Source organism: Streptomyces sp. AC555_RSS877, from assembly GCF_019049245.1.
In the GTDB taxonomy this organism is placed as follows: domain Bacteria; phylum Actinomycetota; class Actinomycetes; order Streptomycetales; family Streptomycetaceae; genus Streptomyces.
In genome coordinates this window covers 19,971-38,656 of sequence record NZ_JAGMUK010000037.1, presented here as the reverse complement: position 1 = coordinate 38,656, position 18,686 = coordinate 19,971, and the positions used below count along the sequence as shown (strand labels likewise).

The 18,686-nt window shown below is 73.5% G+C and carries 16 protein-coding genes; 6 read left to right on the top strand and 10 right to left on the bottom strand.

The features are described 5' to 3' along the window. Nucleotides 1-324 precede the first annotated feature (324 nt). From KUM49_RS16085 to KUM49_RS16060, 6 genes are all read left to right on the top strand, one after another. Nucleotides 325-1,362 carry a LacI family DNA-binding transcriptional regulator gene (locus tag KUM49_RS16085; protein ID WP_217237530.1) on the top strand — a complete coding sequence of 346 codons (1,038 nt, stop codon included), beginning with the start codon at nt 325-327 and terminating at the stop codon, nt 1,360-1,362. After that, nucleotides 1,359-2,123: an SDR family NAD(P)-dependent oxidoreductase gene (locus KUM49_RS16080; RefSeq protein WP_217237529.1), complete on the top strand. Its 765-nt coding sequence runs from the start codon at nt 1,359-1,361 to the stop codon at nt 2,121-2,123. Before KUM49_RS16085 ends, KUM49_RS16080 begins: the two co-directional genes overlap by 4 nt. Nucleotides 2,124-2,223: 100 nt before the next feature. Next, nucleotides 2,224-3,369: a galactonate dehydratase gene (gene dgoD / locus KUM49_RS16075; RefSeq protein ID WP_217237528.1), complete on the top strand. Its 1,146-nt coding sequence runs from the start codon at nt 2,224-2,226 to the stop codon at nt 3,367-3,369. A 585-nt stretch (nt 3,370-3,954) separates the two neighbouring features. Next, nucleotides 3,955-5,478 (top strand): family 43 glycosylhydrolase, encoded by a 1,524-nt coding sequence (locus KUM49_RS16070; protein ID WP_374200159.1) that lies wholly within the window; start codon nt 3,955-3,957, stop codon nt 5,476-5,478. A gap of 41 nt (nt 5,479-5,519) precedes the next feature. Next, complete coding sequence (locus KUM49_RS16065) at nt 5,520-6,971, top strand: family 43 glycosylhydrolase (protein WP_217237527.1); 1,452 nt, start codon at nt 5,520-5,522, stop codon at nt 6,969-6,971. A 156-nt stretch (nt 6,972-7,127) separates the two neighbouring features. Continuing rightward, nucleotides 7,128-7,436, top strand: a complete 309-nt coding sequence (locus KUM49_RS16060) for a DUF3040 domain-containing protein (protein ID WP_217237526.1) — start codon at nt 7,128-7,130, stop codon at nt 7,434-7,436. 302 nt (nt 7,437-7,738) lie between these two features. Here KUM49_RS16060 and KUM49_RS16055 read toward each other — a convergent pair whose 3' ends face one another. The 10 genes from KUM49_RS16055 to KUM49_RS16010 form a co-directional block, all read right to left on the bottom strand. Continuing rightward, nucleotides 7,739-8,701 carry a glycosyltransferase family 9 protein gene (locus KUM49_RS16055; RefSeq protein ID WP_308406639.1) on the bottom strand — a complete coding sequence of 321 codons (963 nt, stop codon included), beginning with the start codon at nt 8,699-8,701 and terminating at the stop codon, nt 7,739-7,741. Nucleotides 8,702-8,881: 180 nt separating this feature from the next. Further along, a complete protein-coding gene (gene rfaE2, locus KUM49_RS16050; RefSeq protein ID WP_254401334.1) occupies nt 8,882-10,291 on the bottom strand; it encodes a D-glycero-beta-D-manno-heptose 1-phosphate adenylyltransferase in 1,410 nt (469 codons plus the stop codon). Next, a complete protein-coding gene (locus KUM49_RS16045) occupies nt 10,288-10,869 on the bottom strand; it encodes an SIS domain-containing protein (protein WP_217237525.1) in 582 nt (193 codons plus the stop codon). The genes rfaE2 and KUM49_RS16045 overlap by 4 nt, the downstream gene beginning before the upstream one ends. Then, nucleotides 10,869-12,086: a glycosyltransferase gene (locus KUM49_RS16040; protein WP_217237524.1), complete on the bottom strand. Its 1,218-nt coding sequence runs from the start codon at nt 12,084-12,086 to the stop codon at nt 10,869-10,871. Before KUM49_RS16040 ends, KUM49_RS16045 begins: the two co-directional genes overlap by 1 nt. After that, on the bottom strand, nt 12,083-13,033 hold the full coding sequence (locus tag KUM49_RS16035) for a glycosyltransferase (protein WP_217237523.1): 951 nt from the start codon (nt 13,031-13,033) through the stop codon (nt 12,083-12,085). Before KUM49_RS16035 ends, KUM49_RS16040 begins: the two co-directional genes overlap by 4 nt. Next, nucleotides 13,030-14,046 carry a glycosyltransferase family 9 protein gene (locus KUM49_RS16030; RefSeq protein ID WP_217237522.1) on the bottom strand — a complete coding sequence of 339 codons (1,017 nt, stop codon included), beginning with the start codon at nt 14,044-14,046 and terminating at the stop codon, nt 13,030-13,032. Before KUM49_RS16030 ends, KUM49_RS16035 begins: the two co-directional genes overlap by 4 nt. Continuing rightward, nucleotides 14,043-14,768: an HAD-IIIA family hydrolase gene (locus KUM49_RS16025; RefSeq protein ID WP_217237521.1), complete on the bottom strand. Its 726-nt coding sequence runs from the start codon at nt 14,766-14,768 to the stop codon at nt 14,043-14,045. Before KUM49_RS16025 ends, KUM49_RS16030 begins: the two co-directional genes overlap by 4 nt. Continuing rightward, on the bottom strand, nt 14,765-15,784 hold the full coding sequence (locus KUM49_RS16020; protein ID WP_217237520.1) for a glycosyltransferase family 2 protein: 1,020 nt from the start codon (nt 15,782-15,784) through the stop codon (nt 14,765-14,767). Before KUM49_RS16020 ends, KUM49_RS16025 begins: the two co-directional genes overlap by 4 nt. Continuing rightward, nucleotides 15,781-17,415 carry a carbamoyltransferase C-terminal domain-containing protein gene (locus tag KUM49_RS16015; protein WP_217237519.1) on the bottom strand — a complete coding sequence of 545 codons (1,635 nt, stop codon included), beginning with the start codon at nt 17,413-17,415 and terminating at the stop codon, nt 15,781-15,783. The genes KUM49_RS16020 and KUM49_RS16015 overlap by 4 nt, the downstream gene beginning before the upstream one ends. Nucleotides 17,416-17,586: 171 nt before the next feature. Then, nucleotides 17,587-18,549, bottom strand: coding sequence for an NAD-dependent epimerase/dehydratase family protein (locus KUM49_RS16010; protein ID WP_308406638.1), 963 nt, complete (start codon nt 18,547-18,549; stop codon nt 17,587-17,589). Nucleotides 18,550-18,686 lie beyond the last annotated feature (137 nt).

The following is an 18,686-nucleotide window of genomic DNA, read 5'->3' as shown; positions in this document are numbered from 1 at the left end:
CGGCGTCCGGACCGGGACGTGTGGACCCGTCTCCGTACGCGGACGTCGGCACTCGTATGACGAGATCGCGGTTGCGACGGTGGTCGCGTCCGCGGTCGGCGTGTGAAGGTGCTTCAGCGCACACGGCATCCGCCGTCAGCGTTGGCTGAAAAGTTCCGCGGATGGCCTGACCGATTTCCAGGGCTCTGCTCAGGCGTGTCGCTTATTTCCGCCTGAGGAAACCGGTTGACTGAAACTTTCGCGAACGTTAGGTTGCACCGCCAGAGAGTGTCAAGAGGCCGGGAACAAGCCATCTCCGGTCAAGCGAAGAGAGAGGGGGCCCCGGTGCCGGAACAGCCCGTGCGGGCCAGGCTGGTGGACGTCGCCCGGGAGGCGGGGGTCTCCAAGGCCACCGTGTCCAAGGTGCTCAACGGTCGAGAGGACCTGTCCGTGCGGCCGGAGACCCGGCGGCGCGTGCACGAGGCCGCCACCGCGCTCGGCTACCGCCCCCACTCCGGCGCACGGGCCCTGGCGGGTGCCAGCACGCACGCCTTCGCCCTGCTCGTGCCCGCCCTCGCCAACCCCACCTACGTCACCATCGCCCGGGGCGCCTACCAGCGGGCACGCGAACTGGGCTATCTCTCCCTGCTCGCCGAGGACTTCGAGGGGCAGGAGGCCGACGAGTCCTTCAACGACCTGGTGCAGGAGGGCCGGGTCGACGGACTGCTGATCGCCTCGGCCCGTCCTGGGCACCCGTTGTTGGACGCCCTGAGCCGCAGCCCGATCCCGCATGTCTTCCTCAACCGGTCGGTCGAGGGCTCCGGGCGGAACGTCACCATGGACGTGGCCCGTTCCAGCGTCACCGCCCTCGACCACCTCCACGGGCTGGGTCACCGGGCGATCGGACATGTCGCGGGCCCATCCGGCATCACTCCCAGTGATGCCCGCAAGCACGCGTTCCTGCGGCACGCCGACGCGCTGCGGCTCAGTGCCGCCCCGGTCGCGTCCGGGGACTTCACCGAGGACGGCGGCGTGTCCGCGACCCTGGAACTGCTCCGCCCGGACGCCGGCACCCGCCCGCCGGTCACCGCCCTCTACACCAGCTCGCTCGCGCAGGCGATAGGCGCGATGGCGGCGATCCGAGGGCTCGGCCTGCGCATCCCCGAGGACATCTCCATCGTCGGCAACGACGACCTGCCCGTCGCCGCCCACCTCTCCCCGCCGCTGACGACCGTGGCGATGCCCCTGTACGAACTGGGCACCGCGGCCGTGGACGCCTTGGTGGCCGCCATCCAGGGGGCGCCCGTGGGGGACGTCCTGGTACCCACCGAGCCGCGTCTGGTCCTGCGCGGCTCCACCGCGAGACCCGGAGGAACGCCATGAGAGCACCCGGGCCGACCCGCTTCGCGGGCCGTACGGCCCTGCTCACCGCGGCCGCCTCCGGGATCGGAGCGGCCACCGCCCACCGCCTGGCCGCGGAGGGGGCGTCGGTCCTCGTCACCGACGTGGACAGCGAGGGCGCCCACCGGGTGGCCGAGGAGATCCGCGCCGAGCAGGGACACGCCCGGGCCCGGCGGCTCGACGCCACCTCGCCCGAGGAGTGGACCGCGGCCGTCGAGGAGGTGGCGTCCTGGACCGGACGCCTCGACGTCCTGCACCTCAACGCCGGCCGGAACCTGCCCGGCCCGGCCCACGAGCTGGACGACGCCGCCTGGCACGACCAGCTGCGGCTCTCCCTCGACTCGGTGTTCTACGGCGTCCGCGCCACGGTGCCGCTGCTGAGAGAAGCCCGGGGGGCGGTGGTGGTGACCTCGTCCGTGCACGCCGCCCTCGGCTTCCGCGGCTTCCCCGCGTACGCGGCGGCCAAGGGCGGGATCGGCGCCCTGGTGCGCCAGCTCGCCGTCGAGTACGGCGGGGAGATCCGGTTCAACGCCGTCCTTCCCGGAGCCGTCGTCACCGCCCTGTGGGCGGACACCCCTCCGGAGTACAAGGACCTGACCATCGGGCGGACACCGGTCGGCAGGCTCGGTGCCCCCGAGGACATCGCGGCCGCGGTGGCCTTCTTCGCCTCCGACGACGCCTCCTTCATCACCGGCCAGAACCTGCTCGTGGACGGCGGCCGCGGCATCAGCTCCCAGGAGTAGGCCGCCCGGCACTCCCCCACGCGTTTCCCTCCCGCCCCCTCCCCGCGACACCCATCACCGTCGGCCTCCGGGCCGTGCACCAGGACCGGAGGTCCACACCATGAAGATCACTGGGTACGAACTCTTCCTCGTCGAGCCGCGCTGGGTCTTCCTGCGCGTCGACACCGACGAGGGCATCTCCGGCTGGGGCGAACCCATCGTCGAGGGCAAGGCGCACACCGTCGCCCGCTGCGTGGAGGAGATGTTCGACTACCTCGTGGGGCAGGACCCGGCCCGTATCGAGGAGCACTGGCAGGTGCTCGCCAAGAGCGGCTTCTACCGCGGCGGCCCGGTTCTCAGCAGCGCCCTGGCCGGCATCGACCAGGCCCTGTGGGACATCGCGGGCAAGACCCACGGCGTCCCGGTGCACCAGCTCCTCGGCGGCCATGTCCGCGACCGGGTGCGCATCTACGGCTGGGTGGGCGGCGAAACCCCGCAGGAGATAGGCGAGTCGGCGGCCGAGCAGGTCGCCAAAGGGCTGACCGCGGTCAAGTTGAACCCCTGCGGTCAGCTGGAACCGCTCGACACGCCCGCCGCGATCCACGCCATCGTGGAGCAGGTGGCCGCGGTACGCGAGGCGATCGGCCCGGACCGCGACCTGGCGCTGGACTTCCACGGCCGCTTCAGCGGGGCGATGTCCCGCCGCGTCCTGCCGCTGCTGGAGCCCCTGCTGCCGATGTTCGTGGAGGAACCGGTGCTGCCGGAGTTCACCCGGGACCTCGGCGCCGTGGTGCGCTCCACCTCTATCCCCATCGCCACCGGTGAACGGCTCTACTCCCGCTGGGACTTCCGTTCCGTGCTGGCGGACGGCATCGCCGTGGCGCAGCCGGACATCAGCCACGCCGGCGGCATCTCGGAGACCCGGCGCATCGCGGCGATGGCGGAGACGTACGACGTCCTGGTCGCCCCGCACTGCCCGCTCGGTCCGATCGCACTGGCCGCCAGTCTCCAACTCGACTTCGCCGCCCCCAACTTCCTCATCCAGGAACAGGCGCTCGGCATCGGGTACGGCGACAGCAGCGGGCTGCTGGACTACCTCGTCGACACCGAGCCCTTCACCTTCCGCGACGGCTACATCGACCGCCTGACCGCACCCGGCCTGGGCATCACCATCGACGAGGACGCGGTCCGCGCGGCCGCCGAACGCGGACACCGCTGGCGCAACCCCGTGTGGCGCAACACCGACGGCTCGCTGGCCTCCTGGTAGCAGCGGCGCCGGCCACCAGGAGGGCGCTGGAGCGCCGCGGGCCTGTCGCGGGAGTACTGCTCGCCCCTCTTCCGCGGTTTCGCGGCCCCCGGCGCCGCCCTGCCGGACGTCGAGGAGCAGGCCGCGCGGTTCAAGCGCGACCGGACCGACCTGCCGCTCGACCCCGAGGCGATCCGGGAGCCGGCCTCGCCGGCGAGCTGACCTTCGGCGGAAGGCCGACGAAGGAGGGCCCCCGGTGCGCCGCGGGCCCTCACCCGCGTCACGCTTCCGGTACCGGCGCCCGTCGGCGAGCCGGACAGCGGGCGGCCGAACCGATGCCGTTCCGTGGCGCGTCGGACGGCGAGGGCCGGCGCCGCCTGGGCCGGCGACGGACGCCTGGAGCATGTCGATCACGGCCTGGGGGGCCGGGTGGGCGGCGCCGCGCCACGTGACCTGCGGGCATCGGTGCGGCCGTCGTCGCGAACGCGCTGAGCGTCGCACATGTAAAGCGCACGTGACCAAACCGTTGACGCAGGTAGGCCCCCCGCTTATCTTCTGACCGAATTCACGAACCACGTTCGAAATTTCGTACAGGGACGGTCCCGCATGCCGAAGATGTCAGAGCAGCCCCCCGCCAGACGCCACAGATCCCTGATCCTGTGCGTGCTCACCGCCGTACTGATCGCCATGGTGTCGGCGACGACCCCGGCCGTCGCCGCCGAGGGCCGCCCGTACACCAACCCGGTGAAGTCGCAGAAGGGCGCCGACCCCTGGCTCGAGTACTACAACGGCAACTACTACCTGGTCACCACGTCCTTCACCGGTGTGCTGACCATGCGGAAGTCGCCGACCCTGGCCGGACTCTCCACGGCCGCCAGCGTCCAGGTCTTCAGCGACACCACCCCCACCCGCAACACCAACATCTGGGCACCCGAGCTGCACTTCTTCGACGGCCACTGGTACCTGTACTACTCCGCGGCGCAGAGCGGTGTCGCCTGCTGCGACTCCCAGCGCACCCACGTCCTGGAGAGCGCGGGCACCGACCCCATGGGCCCGTACACGTACAAGAACATCCTCACCGACGCCAGCCTCACACCTGGCCCGGCCGGTGCTCAGGGCTGGCTGATCGACGCCAGTGTGCTCAAGCACGACGACAAGCTCTACCTCCTGGGCAGTGGCAAGATCAACGGCAGTACGCAGAGCCTGGTCATCGCCCCGATGAGCAACCCGTACACGCTCAGCGGCCCCTTCTCCATCATCTCCAGCCCCACCCTGAGCTGGGAGACGCAGGGCGGCCCGGTCAACGAGGGACCCGAGCCGCTCTACCACGACGGCCGGACCTTCCTCACCTTCTCCGCCTCCCACTGCCAGACCGCCGACTACAAGCTGGGCCAGCTGGAGCTCACCGGCAGCGACCCCCTGCTGGCCTCCTCCTGGGCGAAGAAGCAGACGCCGGTCTTCCAGCGCAGTGACGCGAACGGCGTCTACGGACCCGGCCACAACGGCTTCTTCACCTCGCCGGACGGCACCGAGAACTGGATCGTCTACCACGCCAACAACGCCGCGAACGGCGGCTGCGGCAACGGCCGTACGACGCGGGCGCAGAAGTTCACCTGGAACGCGGACGGCACGCCGAACTTCGGCACCCCGGTGGCGCTCGGCACGACACTGCCCGGTCCTGCGGGCGAGACCGCGGCGACCCCGACCGCGTACACCCTGGTGAACCGCAACAGCGGCAAGTGCCTGGACGTCGAGGGCGGCAACACCGCGGACGGGGCCAACATCTTCCAGTGGAGCTGCAACGGCGGCGCCAACCAGAAGTGGCGCGTCGAGGACCTCGGCAACGACACCAGCCGGCTGGTCAACGTCGCGACCGGCAAGGTCATGGACACCACGAGCTGCGCGACGGCCGACGGCACGGACATCAAGCAGTGGTCCTGGCTGAACAACAACTGCCAGAAGTTCCGTCTGGTCTACACGGCCACCGGTGACTACGTGCGGATCGTGAACGAGAACAGCGGCAAGGTCGCCGACGTCGCGAACTGCGGCACCGTCAACGGGGCCGACGTACGGCTGTGGACGTGGCTGAACAACAACTGCCAGCAGTGGCGCCTCGTCCCCACGGTCTGACCTCCCTCCCCGCCCCACACCCCGTGATCTGGAGAAACCTCTTGAGACGCAACGCCGTACGCCTGCTCCTGGCCGGGCTGGTCGCCCTCGCGGCCTGCCTGGTCGGCCCGGGCCCCGCCGCCCAGGCCGCCGTGCCCGACTCTCCCGCAGTCACCTACACCAACCCGATCGCCGAACAGCGCGCCGACCCGCACATCTTCAAGCACACCGACGGCTACTACTACTTCACCGCCACCGTGCCCGCGTACGACCGCATCGTGCTGCGCCGGGCGACCACCATCCAGGGCCTGCAGACCGCGCCCGAGACGACGATCTGGACCAAGCACGCCAGCGGCGTGATGGGCGCCAACATCTGGGCACCGGAGATCCACTTCATCGACGGCAAGTGGTACGTGTACTTCGCCGCCGGCTCCACCAGTGACAAGTGGGCGATCCGGATGTACGTCCTGGAGGGCACGGGCGCCAACCCGCTGACCGCCACCTGGGCGGAGAAGGGCCAGATCAGGACCCAGTGGGAGAGCTTCTCGCTGGACGCCACGACCTTCGTGGTGAACGGGGTGCGCTATCTGTCCTGGGCGCAGCGCGACCCGTCGGTCGACAACAACACCGACGTCTACCTCGCGAAGATGTCCAGCCCCTGGACCATCACCGGTACCCCGGTCCTGTTGACCCGCCCCACCTATGCCTGGGAGACGGTCGGTTTCAAGGTCAACGAGGGTCCGGCGGTGATCCAGCACGGCGGCAAGGTGTTCATGTCGTACTCCGCCAGCGCCACCGACAGCAACTACTGCCTCGGCCTGCTGTCCGCCTCCGCGAGCGCCGACCTGCTCAACCCGGCGTCCTGGACGAAGAGCCCGACGCCCGTTTTCACCAGCAACGCGGCCACCGGCCAGTACGGCCCGGGCCACAACTCCTTCACCGTCTCCGAGGACGGCAAGAGCGATGTCCTCGTCTATCACGACCGCAACTACAAGGACATCAGCGGCGACCCGCTGAACGACCCGAACCGCCGCACCCGCGTCCAGAAGCTGTACTGGAAGGCCGACGGCACGCCCGACTTCGGCATCCCGGTGGCCGACGGCGTCACCCCGCAGCGCTTCTCGTCGTACAACTTCGCGGACCGCTTCATCCGCCACTTCGACTACCGGGCCCGGATCGACGCCAACGTCAGCCCGCTCGCGGACTCGCAGTTCCGCGTGGTCACCGGTCTGGCCGGCAGCGGCACCGTGTCGCTGGAGTCGGCCAACTTCCCCGGCTACTACCTGCGGAGCAACGCGAGCTTCGAGGTCCGGCTGGAGAAGAACGACGGGACGGCCGGGTTCGCCTCCGCCGCCACCTTCCACAGGCGGGCGGGCCTGTCGGACTCGGCGGGCGTCTCCTACGAGTCGTACGCCTCCGCCGGGCGCTACCTCCGCCACTACACGTACCTGCTGTACGTGCAGACTCCGAGTACGGCCACGGACCGGGCGGACGCCACGTTCTACGGCCAGTGACCCACGCCGCTCGCACCCCCGGGTCGCTCTTCGGCCCGGGGGTGCGGTAACCGGCCGAGGGTGGTCCTCACACGCGGGCAGGCTGCGTACCACCGGTTAGTCCGGGCGGCGGGCGGGCACTCGCAGAGGAACTCTCCGGCCCCGCGAGGAGCGACCGTGACCACAAGCCGACTCCCGGACCACGAGCAGCGCATCCTCGAAGAGATGGAACGCGTGCTGCGCCGCGACCGCCGCCTCGACCGCCGGATGCGCACCCTGCGGCCGCGTCGGCCCTCCGCCCTGTCCCGGTCGGCTTCCTGGCGGCCGCCCGTCTGGATCGCCGCGCTCCTGCTCGCGGTGTCGATCGGGCTCATGGTGACCGGCATCCGCACCTCCGAACCGGGCGTGATCTGGGCCTTCGCCGCCGTCTGGCCCTTCACGCTGTTCTCGGCGTTCCGCCTGTTGTGCCGGTGGACCGAGGACTGAGGCCGGTTCAGCCCGTGTAGCGGCGGGCGGTCGAGTTCCGTTGGACGTGCTCCAGTGCGCGCAGCCGTGACTCGACCACCGTCGGCAACACCCCGCCCTCGCGCAAGACCCAGGGGTCGCCTGCGCCTCCGTCGTCCGCCGCAGCCGCCTACCTCGCGGCGGACGGCTGGTGACTGACGTACGCACAGGACCTGACGGTCCATCACCGGACCTCAGGAAGCCGAGGGCGTCGAGCCGGCTGAGGGTCTCGGCGAGGGACGCGAAGTTTGCGGGTCGCGATGACGATGCCGACGGGGCCGGGGTCATGGTGAAGGGGTGCCACACAGCTCGTGCAGGGCGGCCAGGACGTCCTCGGGGTGGAGGCGCAGCAGGGCGGGGTCGGGTGTGCCGGCGTGCGGATCGCCCTCCGGGCCGGGGTGCCACAGGGCGCGGTGGCGGGGGCGGGCGGGCGGTCCCCACCGGCTCGGCGGGACCGGGCCGAAGAGGGTGACGGAGCGGGTGGCGTGGGCGACCGCGAGGTGGGCGATGCCGGTGTCGCCGCTGACGACGGCGCGGGCGTCGGCGACCAGCGCGGAGAGCCGGTCGAAGGGCAGGCCGCCGCCGAAGACGTCCGTGTCGGGCAGGTCGGCGCGCTTGGCCAGGTCGGCCACCAGGTCGGCCTCGTCCGCTCCCCCGGTGACCACGACCCGCTGCCCGTGCCCGCGCAGCGCCTCGGCGACCGCCGCGTAGCGCTCCGTCGGCCAGCAGCGGGAGGGTGCGCCGGCGCCGGGGTGCAGGACGACGGCGCCCGGGGCCGGGGACGGCCCGGGCGGACGTGGAAGGAGCAGGTCGGTGGGGTCGGCGTCGACGCCGTACGAGCGCACGAGCCGGCACCAGCGGGCCCGTTCGTGTTCCTCCGGGAGCCAGCGCGGGCCGTCGACCTCGGGCGTCCCGGGGTGCGCGAAGGCCATCAGCTTCAGCGGGCGCAGCTCCGTCAGTAGGCGGTGGCTGGGCGGGCCGTTGCCGTGCAGGTCGACCGCGAGGTCGGGGGGCGGGCCGGTCCAGTCGATGCGGTGCGGGACGGCCCGGCCGGGTGCCGACGCGGGCAGCAGCCGGTCGACGGCACCGGTGGCCGCCGCGACCGGTCCGAGCTCGGCGGGCGCGGCCAGCACGAGTTCGTGCCCCGGGAAGCCGCGCCGCAGCGCGCGGAGCGCGGGCACACCGGCGAGGAGGTCACCGAGGCCGAGGGCACGCAGGACCAGCAGACGGGGGCGCGGAGTGGTCACGGGGCACCTCCGTTCCAGGGCGACGGCAGGGTCGAGTGGCAGTGCCCGGCGTGCGGGGCGGGGGTGAGGACCGACCACCGGCCGCCGTCGGAACCGACCTCGCGGGCACAAGGCCCGAGGGCCCCTGCCCCGCCGGGCGGCGCGTGGTGTCCGATGGCCCCGCGACCGGCACGGCGGGCGTCATCGGGCCACGCCCGCCGCGCGGGCCATCAGGGTCGTCGAGGAGCGGCCGTCGAGGTAGGGCAGCAGGACCGCCTGGCCGCCCCACTCCTCCAGCAGCGTGGCCTCGGGGAGTTCGGCGCCGGCGTAGTCGCCGCCCTTGACCCAGACGTGCGGGCGGAGTTCGGCGAGGAGGCGTTCGGGGGTGTCCTCGTCGAAGACGGCGACCGTGTCCACGCAGGCCAGCGCGCTCAGGACGCGGACGCGGTCGGCGAGCGGGTTGACCGGGCGGCCCTCGCCCTTGCGCCGCCGCACCGAGGCGTCCGAGTTGACGCAGACGACCAGACAGTCGCCGAGCCGCCGGGCGGCCTGGAGCAGTCCGACGTGGCCGGCGTGCAGGAGGTCGAAGCAGCCGCCCGCGGCGACGACGGTGCCGTGCCCGGCGCGCACGCGGGCGGCCAGGGCGAACGGGTCGTCCGGATCGCCTTCCACGGCCGGCGACTTGGTCTCCTCGCACGCCAGCGCTGCCGCACCGCCGGCGCCGACGAAGTCGCTCGCGGCGGCCACCGCGCCCTCCACCGCCTCGCCGACCAGCGCGCCGTTCGCGAACAGCCCGGCCGCCGTGGCCGCGAACCGGTCTCCCGCACCGCACGGGTCGCCGGCGTGCGTGGTGGGCGCGGGGACGAGCAGCGGGTGCTCCCCGTACGACAGGAGAGCGCCGCGCGCGCCGAGGGTCACCGCGACGGCGGCGACGTGCCAGTCCCGGACGAGCGCGGCGGCGCCGCGGGCGGCGACACGCAGGTCGCTGTCCGGTGTGCCGCTCTCCCCGGACAGCGCGTACGCCTCCTTCTCCGACGGCGAGACGAGCCGGGTGCCGGGGACGGGCGGGCCTCCGCGCGGGTGCGGATCCCACAGCAGGGGAGGGCGCTCGGCGAGGACGTCACGCAGGGCGTCGGCGGCGCCGCGGCCGTAGTCCGAGACCAGCACGGACGGTGCCCTCCGGATCGCCCGACGCGCCTGGTCGGTGGCCTCCGTCACCCGGCCGTCGCCCCGGTCCAGGCGGACGACGGGGCGGCCCTGGGCGAGGACGCGGGTCTTCTCGGACAGCGGGCCGGTCAGTGGGAGCGGGATCAGCGTCAGCCACGGTTCGAGCAGTCGCCGCAGCTCCCGGCCGGCGGGGTCGTCGCCCAGCCCGGTGACGAGGGTGACGTCGTGGCCGTCGCGGGCGGCGAGGTAGGCGGCGAGGGCGGCGCCGCCCGGCCGCACGCGCTGCCCGCAGTCGGCGACGACCGGCACGGGCGCGTCGGGCGCGAGCCGCTCGGCGTGACCGGTGACGTCCCGGTCGAGCAGCGCGTCGCCGACCACCAGCAGCGGGGCCCGGCGGCGCCCGCCACCGCGCGCGCCGCCCGTCATGCCGTGGCCGCCCGTCATGCCGTCCCCCGTTCCACCGCCGCGTCGAAGGCCGCGCACACCATGTGCACCGCGACGAGGTGGAGTTCCTGGACCGTCGCGGCGGACGCGGCCGTCACGCACAGGGATTCGTCGCTGCCCGCCATGAGGGGGTTGGGGGCCGGGCCGGTGAGCGCCCACACGTGCAGGCCCGCCGAGCGTGCCGCGTCCGCGGCGGACAGCAGGTTGGCGCTGGCGCCGCTGGTGGACAGCAGCATCAGGACGTCGCCCGGGCGGCCGTGGGCGCGGACCTGGCGGGCGAACACCTGGTCGACTCCGTAGTCGTTGGCGATGGCGGTCGTGCTGGAGGTGTCGGCGTGCAGGGCGATCGCGGAGAACGCCGGCCGGTCGTCGCGGTAGCGGCCGACGAGTTCGGCGGTGAGGTGCTGGGCCTGGGCGGCGCTGCCGCCGTTGCCCGCGGCCAGCAGCCTGCCGCCCCCGGTGAGGACGACGGCCAGGCGCTCGCCCCAGCGGTCGATGGTGTGGGCCGAGGCGCGGAACGCGCCCAGGGCGTCCTGGAGTTCGTCGCAGTGGGCGACGGTGGGCGGGTGCAGGGTCATCAGGCCACCTCCCTCGGCTGTGCCTGTCCGACCGCCACCTGGCGGTAGACCTGTTCGACACCGTCGGCGACCCGCTGCCAGGTGTAGTGGGCGAGGACGCGGGCGCGGCCGGCGCGGCCGTGGCGGCGGCGGGTGCCGTCCTCGGCGAGCAGGTCGCGTACGGCGGCGGCGATCGCCTCGGGGTCGCCGGGCGGCACCAGCCGGCCGGTGCCGCCGTCGTCCACGCTGTCCCGGTGGCCGCCGACGTCGGTGGCGACGACGGGGACACCGCACGCCATCGCTTCCAGCGGCACGATGCCGAACGGCTCGTACACCGGGGTGCACAGGACGAGGTCGGCGCTGCGCATCAGGGCGGGCATGTCGGCCGGGTCGACCGCGCCGAGCAGCCGCACCCGGTCGGCGACGCCGGTGTGCTGCGCGAGCCGGCTCAGTCGTTCCGCCTCGGGGTCGGCGTCCAGCAGGCCGGGTGCGGGGCCGCCCGCGATGAGGAGTTCGGTGTCGGGGGCCTTTGCCAGTGCGAGGATCGCCTGGTCGTAGCCCTTGCGGCGGACCAGCCTGCCGCAGGCGAGCAGTCGGTGCCGCTGCTGCCGGGCGGGGGCGGTGGCGGGGTCCACGCCGGGGTGGAAGTGCTGGACATCCACCCCGCAGGGCACGACGGACGCCTGTCGGGTCGGCACGCCGAGGTCCACCAGTTCGTCCACCTCGTCGGTGCAGGTGGCCAGGACGCGTTCGCAGGTGCGGCCGATCTGCCGCTCGATGCCGATGCGTTCGTACGGGCTGGTGTCGCGCCTGCCCTGGTGGCGCCGCTTGACGGTGCCCAGGGCGTGGAAGGTCTGCACGACCGGGGCGCCGTGGGCGGCCGCGCCGATCTGGGCGGCCATGCCGGACATCCAGAAGTGGGCGTGCACCACGTCGGGCCGCTCCCGGGCCCAGGCGCGGGCCAGGTAGGCACCGAACGCGGCCATGTGGGGGAACAGCTCGTCCTTGGGGACGGCCTCGGGCGGTCCGGCCGGAACGTGCTCGACGACGGCGCCGCCGGGCAGCGGAACCCGGTCGGGCAGGTCGGTGCTGTCGCGGCGGGTGTAGACCGTGACGTCGTGGCCGCGACGCGCCAGCTCCTCGCTGAGGCGGGCCACGTACACGTTCTGGCCCCCGGCGTCGACACCGCCGAGCGCGGCGAGCGGGCTCGCGTGCTCGGACACCATGGCGATCCTCATCGGGTCACCTCCTTCAGCAGCCGCTCCCAGTCGTCCAGGAAGCGGGACAGCCCGTAGCGGGCGAGCGCCGCCGCCCGCGCGCCTTCGCCGATCAGGCGGGCGTGCAGGGGGTCGGCCAGGAAGTCCCGTACGGCATCGGTCAGTACGTCGATCCGGTTGGACACCACTCCGGCGCCGTCGGGCACGGCCGCAGCGACCTCCGTGGTGGCCAGAGCGACAACGGGCATGCCCAGGTGCATCGCCTCCAGCAGCGACAGTCCGAGGGAGGTCCAGCGGACGGGGTGGACGTAGACGCGTCGCCGCGCCATCGCCGCGTGCAGGTCGGCCTGCACGAGTTCGTGGGACCGGCAACGGTCGGGCGGCAGGCCGAGGTGGCCGGCGAGCCCTTCGGTACGCATGCCGAAGACGTCCAGCGGAGCGGCGTCTGCGAAGGCGGGCAGCAGGTCGGTTCCGATGGTACGGCCGCGCCGCACCGGTTCGTTGACGACGACGGCCGCGCGGTCCAGTTCGCCGGTCCACCGGTGTCCGGGGTCGACGATGCCGTGCTCGATGACGGTGGCCGGGGTGGCACCCGCGTCCCACATCAGCCGGTTGAAGTGGGTGACGTGGACCAGGGCGACGCCGGGGATACCGGCGGCCGGGTGGCGCGTGTCGGGCACGTCCCCGTGCGGGGCGTTGTGCTCCAGGTACACCAGGGGCGGGCGGCGGCCCAGCCACTGGTCGACGAGGGCGAGTTCGTGCGGGCGTTGCAGCACGACGGCGTCGACGTCGGCGTCCCGCAGCCGCTCCGGTGGCACCTCGACGACGGAGTCGGGCCAGTCGAAGGTGCGGGCGCGGCCGAGGCCGTCTGGTCCGCGGTCGGGGGTGACGGGAACGAGGTAGGTGTGCGGTCCCTGGACGAAGGCCGTGGTCCAGGAGCCGTGCACGTGCCAGAGCAGGATCCTCATGGCTGTCTCACCGCCTCCACCTCCACCGTCTGCGCGACGAGTTTCTCCACGGCGGCGACCACGTCGTGGGCGGTCACGGTGTCCAGGCACGGATGCCCGGGAACGGGACACTCCCGGGCCCTGCTGTCCGCGCAGGGCGCGTGCTGGTCGCCGAGCAGCACGTAGGGGACGCCGTACGGCCGCCACCGCTCGGCGGGCACGACCGGAGCGAACAGCGAGACGACGGGGGTGCCGACGGCGGCGGCGAGGTGGGCGGGCGCGGTGTTGCCGGTGACGACGGCGTCGGCGCCGGACAGGACCCCGGCCAGTTCCGCGGCGCCGGTACGGCCGCCGAGGTCGAGCCCGTGCTCGCCGGCGACGTGAGCGGTCAGGCCGCGCTCGTCCGGGCCGCCGGTCACCACGACCCGGTGTCCGGCCTCGGCCAGTTCACGGACCGCCTCCGCACTGCGGTCGGGACTCCAGGCGCGGGCCGGGACGCTGGCGCCGGGATGCAGGACGAGGTACGGCTCCGGGCCGGTCAGCCCGGTGGTGCGGGGCGGGGGCAGCACCCGCAGCCGTCCGTCGTCGGGCGCGGGGAATCCCGCGGCTTCGGCGAGGTCGAGCATCGCCTCCGCCTCGTGGGCGTGCGGGGCGCGGTGGTGGCGTACGTCGAGCAGGGAGCCGGGGTAGTCCTCGCTGTCCGCGGCGATGTGTGCCACCCCGGCCAGGCGCAGGAGCAGGGCGGTGGGCAGCGGGGACTGGTGGAAGGAGGTCAGGATCAGGGCCGTGTCGGCGTCGATCGTGTCGATGAGCTGCTCGACCTCGCCGCGGCCGACGGGCGGGGGATCGAGGCCCACCCAGGGCGCGTCCCAGACGAGGATGTCGTCCACGCCCGGCAGCAGCCGGGCGGCCGGCGCGCCGCGCGGCCCGCACAGCAGGGTGACGGTGTCGGCCCGGGCGGCGACGGCACGGACGGCGGGTCCGGCGAGCAGGACGTCGCCGAAGCTGTCGAGACGGGTGACGAGAGCCTTCACCACGGCCTCCCGCTGATGTCGTCGGGCGTGCGGGGAGCGTGGAGGGACGGCCTCCCGCCCGTGTCGTGCGGCAGACGGGGAGCATCGCCGGCCGCAGTTCCGCCCCCGTCGTCGTGCGGGCGGCGAGCCTCCACGGATCCCCTTCCGCCCGTGTCGTAGGCGGCCTCGATGGGCCGTTCGTCGGCCAGGACGCGGCCGGTCGGCGGGCCGTTCAGCACGGCCCGTGCGGCGGTCAGGATGTCGGGGGCGACATGGCCGGCCCGCGCCGTCTCCTGCGGCCGGGTCTCGGGCGTGGGGACGAGGATGCCGTGGGCGCCCGCCCGGCGTGCGGCCTCGACGTCGGCGCCGATGTCGCCGACGACGACGCAGTCCGAGGGTGCGGTGCAGATGCGTCCGGCCGCCCAGAGGACGAGGCCCGGTTCGGGTTTGCGGCAGTGGCAGCCGTCGTCGGGGCCGTGCGGGCAGACGCCCCACACGTCGAAGGGGCCGAGGAGCTCGTCGACGCGGTGGTTGACGCGCCGGACGTCGGCGTCGGTGAGCAGTCCGCGCGCGATGCCCGACTGGTTGGTGACGACGCCGGTGCGGATGCCGTGCCGGCGCAGCAGGCCGAGCGCCTCGCGGGCGCCGTCGACGGGGCGGACGCGGTCCGGGTCGCCGTTGTAGGGAACGTCGTGGACGAGGGTGCCGTCGCGGTCGAACAGCACGGCCTGTACGCGGCTCATGCGGCCACCTCCTGCCAGGCGGGTGCGTCGCGGTGCCGCCACAGCCCGCGCAGCCGGTGCCAGGTGGCCGCGGGCGGGATGAGCACGCTGGTGGCGAGCATGGTGGTCACCTCGTACCGGGTGCGCGGTCCGGGGGCGATGCGCGCCCACGCGAACTCGCCGGTGCCGGCGGCCCAGCCCAGTGCGGCGGCCGTGGCGGCCCGGCGGTGTCCGGTGACCGCGAGGAGGCACGCGGCGGCGCCGGCCGCGGTGATCGTGGCGTGCCTGCGCAGCCGGCCCCGCGGGGCGATGGCCTTCTCCCACCAGTCGGGGCCGTGCAGGTGTCGCATCAGGGCGTCGTCGGCGTTGCCGCGCTGGGCGCGCAGGGACACCCAGCGGTCGGCGGGGCGCACGGGGTGGCGGGTGGTGCGGCGGCCCTGCCGGATGCGCCAGCCCGCGTCGAGGACGCGCAGGGCGAGGTCGGCGTCCTCGCGAAAGGCGCGCGGGAAGCGCTCGTCGAAGCCGCCGACCTGCTTCAGGGCGTCGGTGCGGTAGGCCATGTCGGCGGTGATCCAGCGGGCCTGCGCGAGTCCGGCGGTGCCGCGTTCCCAGTCGGTGGGCCGGCGCTCGCCGGGCAGCGGTACGGCGATCACGCCCTGCACGCCCGCGGTCCGCGGGGTCGTGTCGGCCAGGTCCTGCACCAGTTGCTCGCACCAGTGCGGGCCGACCTGGACGTCGTCGTCGAGGAAGGCGACCCAGGGCGAGGCGATGACGCGCAGTCCGGTGTTGCGGGCGGCGGCGGGCCCGCGCCCGCCGCTCGGGACGACGGTGGTGCGCTCGCGCAGGTCGCCCAGCACGCTGAGCGGGTGTTCCCACCGCCCGGGATCGGGGTCGGACCGGTCGTCGACGAGGACGATCTCGTGCGGTTTCGGGCCGGTCGCGGCGGCGAGCGCGGCGAGGCAGTCGGCGAGGGTGTCGCGCACGAGGGTGGGGATCACCACCGCGTACGCCGTGCCGACGGAGGTCGTCGGTGTCATGCGAACGCCCTCCCCCGGCGCACGACGTACGGCCCGATGGCGAGCAGGTCGACGGGCGCGGAACCGAAGCACTCCAGTGCGTCGCGCGGGTCGTCGACCATGGGCCGGCCGGCGGTGTTGAGGCTGGTGTTGACGACCACGGGCAGCCCGGTGCGCCGTTCGAAGGCGTGCAGCATCCGAGCCACCAGCGGTTCCCGCCGCTCCTCGACGGTCTGGATGCGGGCGGTGCCGTCGACGTGCACGACGGCCGGGATGCGGTCCTGCCATGCCCGTGCGACGTCGTGGACGAAGAGCATGTAGGGGCTGGGCAGCGGCCCGCTGAACAGTTCGTGGGCGCGCTCGGCCAGCACCATCGGGGCGACGGGCCGGAACTCCTCGCGGCCCTTGACGTGGTTGAGCCGTTCCAGGTTCTCGGCCCGTCCCGGGTGGGCGAGCAGGGAGCGGTGTCCGAGGGCACGCGGCCCGTACTCGCTGCGTCCCTGGAACCAGGCGACGACCCCGTCCCGGGCCAGTTCCTCGGCGACGGCCTCGGCGACGTCGGCGGGCCGCTCGTACGGTACGGCGGCCTCGTCGAGCCGGGCGCGCAGTTCCTCGTCGCTCCAGCCGCGGCCGAGGTCGGCGCCCGGCATGGGCTGCGGGGGTGCGTCCTGTGCGGCCACGTGGAGGGCTCCGCCCAGGGCGGTTCCGGCGTCTGAGGCGGCGGGCTGCACCCACAGGTGCCGGTACGGCCCACGGGCGGCGATCTTGGAGTTGGCGACGCAGTTGAGGGCGACGCCTCCGGCGAGGGTGAGCGCCTGGCCGCCGGCCTCGCCGTGCAGCCAGTGGACCAGTTCGAGGAGGACTTCCTCGAGGACGGCCTGGGCGCTGGCGGCGAGGTCGGCGTGGTCCTGGGTCCAGTCCTCGCCCTTGGCGCGGGGCGGGGTCAGGGCGGCCCAGTCGACGCCGTGGGCGCGGAAACCGCCGTCGCCGGTGGCGTGGACGTGCTGCCGCAGCTGGGGCAGGAAGCGCGGTTTGCCGTAGGAGGCGAGGGCCATCACCTTGTACTCGTCGCTGCTGCGCAGGAAGCCGAGGTGTTCGGTGAGCTCTTCGTAGAGCAGGCCCAGGGAGTGGGGCAGCGCCTGGGTGGCGAGGATGTCGAGTTTGCCCTCGTGGTAGCGGCCGGCCAGGTGGGAGGCGGCCTCACCGCGGCCGTCGAGGACGAGGACGGCGCTGTCGGGGTGCGGGGAGGCGGGCCCGGCGGAGGCGGCGTGCGCGACGTGGTGCGGGACGAAGACCACCCGGTCGGCGTCGAGGCCGGGCAGGGCCTCGGCCAGGAATTCGGGGGCGCGCCGGGCGTACTCCAGACGCAGCGGGTCCCAGGGGTCGTCCAGGCCCAGGTCGCGGGCGGGCCGGGCCAGCTTCGGGTCGAAGGAGTAGGTCACCGCGTCGAGTTCTTCCGGGCGTGTGCCCGCCTGTTCCAGACACCAGCGGGCGGAGAGCTCGGGCAGCTCCCACGCGGAGAACGGCAGGGGGCGCTTGCCGTGCTTGCGGCGGCTGAAGCGCTCCTCCTCGGCTGCCGCGACCGTGTGGCCGTCGACGACGAGGGCGGCGGCCGGGTCGTGGAACAGGGCGTTGATACCAAGGATGCGCATGGGGTGTACTCCGTCCCAAGCGGCGGATGTGATTCCAAAGCTCGCGAGTGACTCGGCTCAGCTGCCTCAAACACTTGAAGACGACTTACCGCGAAATGCACCGACTTTTCATGATTCGGGTATCACTCAGGGTCACCGCACTGTCACTGTCGGGGCCTGCTTCAGGGCCGCTCAGGCCGCCACGGCGTGCGTGAACCAGCCGATCGTGCGCTCCAGCCCCTCGCTCCAGCCGATCCTCTGCTGCCAGCCCAGCAGCTCCCGGGCCAGCCGGGTGTCGGGCCGGCGCCGGGCGGGGTCGTCGGCGGGGCGCTCGACGAACCGGATCCGGGAGGAGGAGCCGGTGAGCTCGATGATCCGGCGGGCGAGCTCCAGCATGGTGATCTCCTCGGCGCCGCCGATGTTCACGGGGCCGTCGGCGCCGGACGCGGCCAGCGCGAGGACGCCGTCCACCGTGTCGTCGACGTAGCACAGCGAGCGGGTCTGCCCGCCGTCGCCCGCGACCGTGAGCGGGGCGCCGTCCAGGGCCTGCGACACGAAGGCGGGGACGGCACGGCCGTCGCCGGTGCGCATCCTTGGGCCGTAGGTGTTGAAGATCCGGACGATGGCGGCGTCCGTGCCGTGGACCTGGCGGTGGGCGGTGAGCAGGGCCTCGGCGAAGCGCTTGGACTCGTCGTAGACGCTGCGCGGGCCGATCGGGTTGACGTTGCCCCAGTAGCCCTCGTGCTGCGGGTGCTCCAGCGGGTCGCCGTAGACCTCGGAGGTGGAGGCGAGCAGGAGACGCGCGCCGTCGGCCCTGGCCCGCTCCAGGGCGTTGCGGGTGCCGGTGCTGCCGACGTCGAGGGTTTCCAGGGGCAGCCGCAGGTAGTCGGCGGGCGAGGCCGGGCAGGCGAAGTGCAGCACCAGGTCGAACCGGCCGGGCAGGTCGCGCAGCGCGGCGGGGTCGGTGGCGTCGGCGCGGACGAAGCGGAAGCCGCGGCGCTGCTCCAGTTCGGCCACGTTGGCGCGGGAGCCGGTGGCCAGGTTGTCGAGGCACACGACGTCGGTGCCGTCGGCGACCAGTCGCGCGCACAGATGGGATCCCACGAATCCTGCTCCGCCGGTGACCAGCGCCCGGCGCCAGGCGTGTGCGCTCACGGGCCTCTCCTCGCTCTCGCCTTCACTTGCGTGTCGGCGCGAGTAACCAGGACGACGGCGGCACATGCGTGGCGGAGCGCTCGATCACCCTCCGTGCCCGGGCCGGAACACTCCAGGTGTTCGCCCACTCGCGCGCC

Coding starts and splice junctions, on each gene's coding strand:
- KUM49_RS16080 (WP_217237529.1), top strand. CDS start 1,359: ATGAGAGCACCCGGGCCGACCCGCTTCGCGGGCCGTACGGCCCTGCTC.
- dgoD (WP_217237528.1), top strand. CDS start 2,224: ATGAAGATCACTGGGTACGAACTCTTCCTCGTCGAGCCGCGCTGGGTC.
- KUM49_RS16070 (WP_374200159.1), top strand. CDS start 3,955: ATGCCGAAGATGTCAGAGCAGCCCCCCGCCAGACGCCACAGATCCCTG.
- rfaE2 (WP_254401334.1), bottom strand. CDS start 10,291: ATGACGGGCGGCCACGGCATGACGGGCGGCGCGCGCGGTGGCGGGCGC.
- KUM49_RS16045 (WP_217237525.1), bottom strand. CDS start 10,869: ATGACCCTGCACCCGCCCACCGTCGCCCACTGCGACGAACTCCAGGAC.
- KUM49_RS16040 (WP_217237524.1), bottom strand. CDS start 12,086: ATGAGGATCGCCATGGTGTCCGAGCACGCGAGCCCGCTCGCCGCGCTC.
- KUM49_RS16035 (WP_217237523.1), bottom strand. CDS start 13,033: ATGAGGATCCTGCTCTGGCACGTGCACGGCTCCTGGACCACGGCCTTC.
- KUM49_RS16025 (WP_217237521.1), bottom strand. CDS start 14,768: ATGAGCCGCGTACAGGCCGTGCTGTTCGACCGCGACGGCACCCTCGTC.
- KUM49_RS16020 (WP_217237520.1), bottom strand. CDS start 15,784: ATGACACCGACGACCTCCGTCGGCACGGCGTACGCGGTGGTGATCCCC.
- KUM49_RS16015 (WP_217237519.1), bottom strand. CDS start 17,415: ATGCGCATCCTTGGTATCAACGCCCTGTTCCACGACCCGGCCGCCGCC.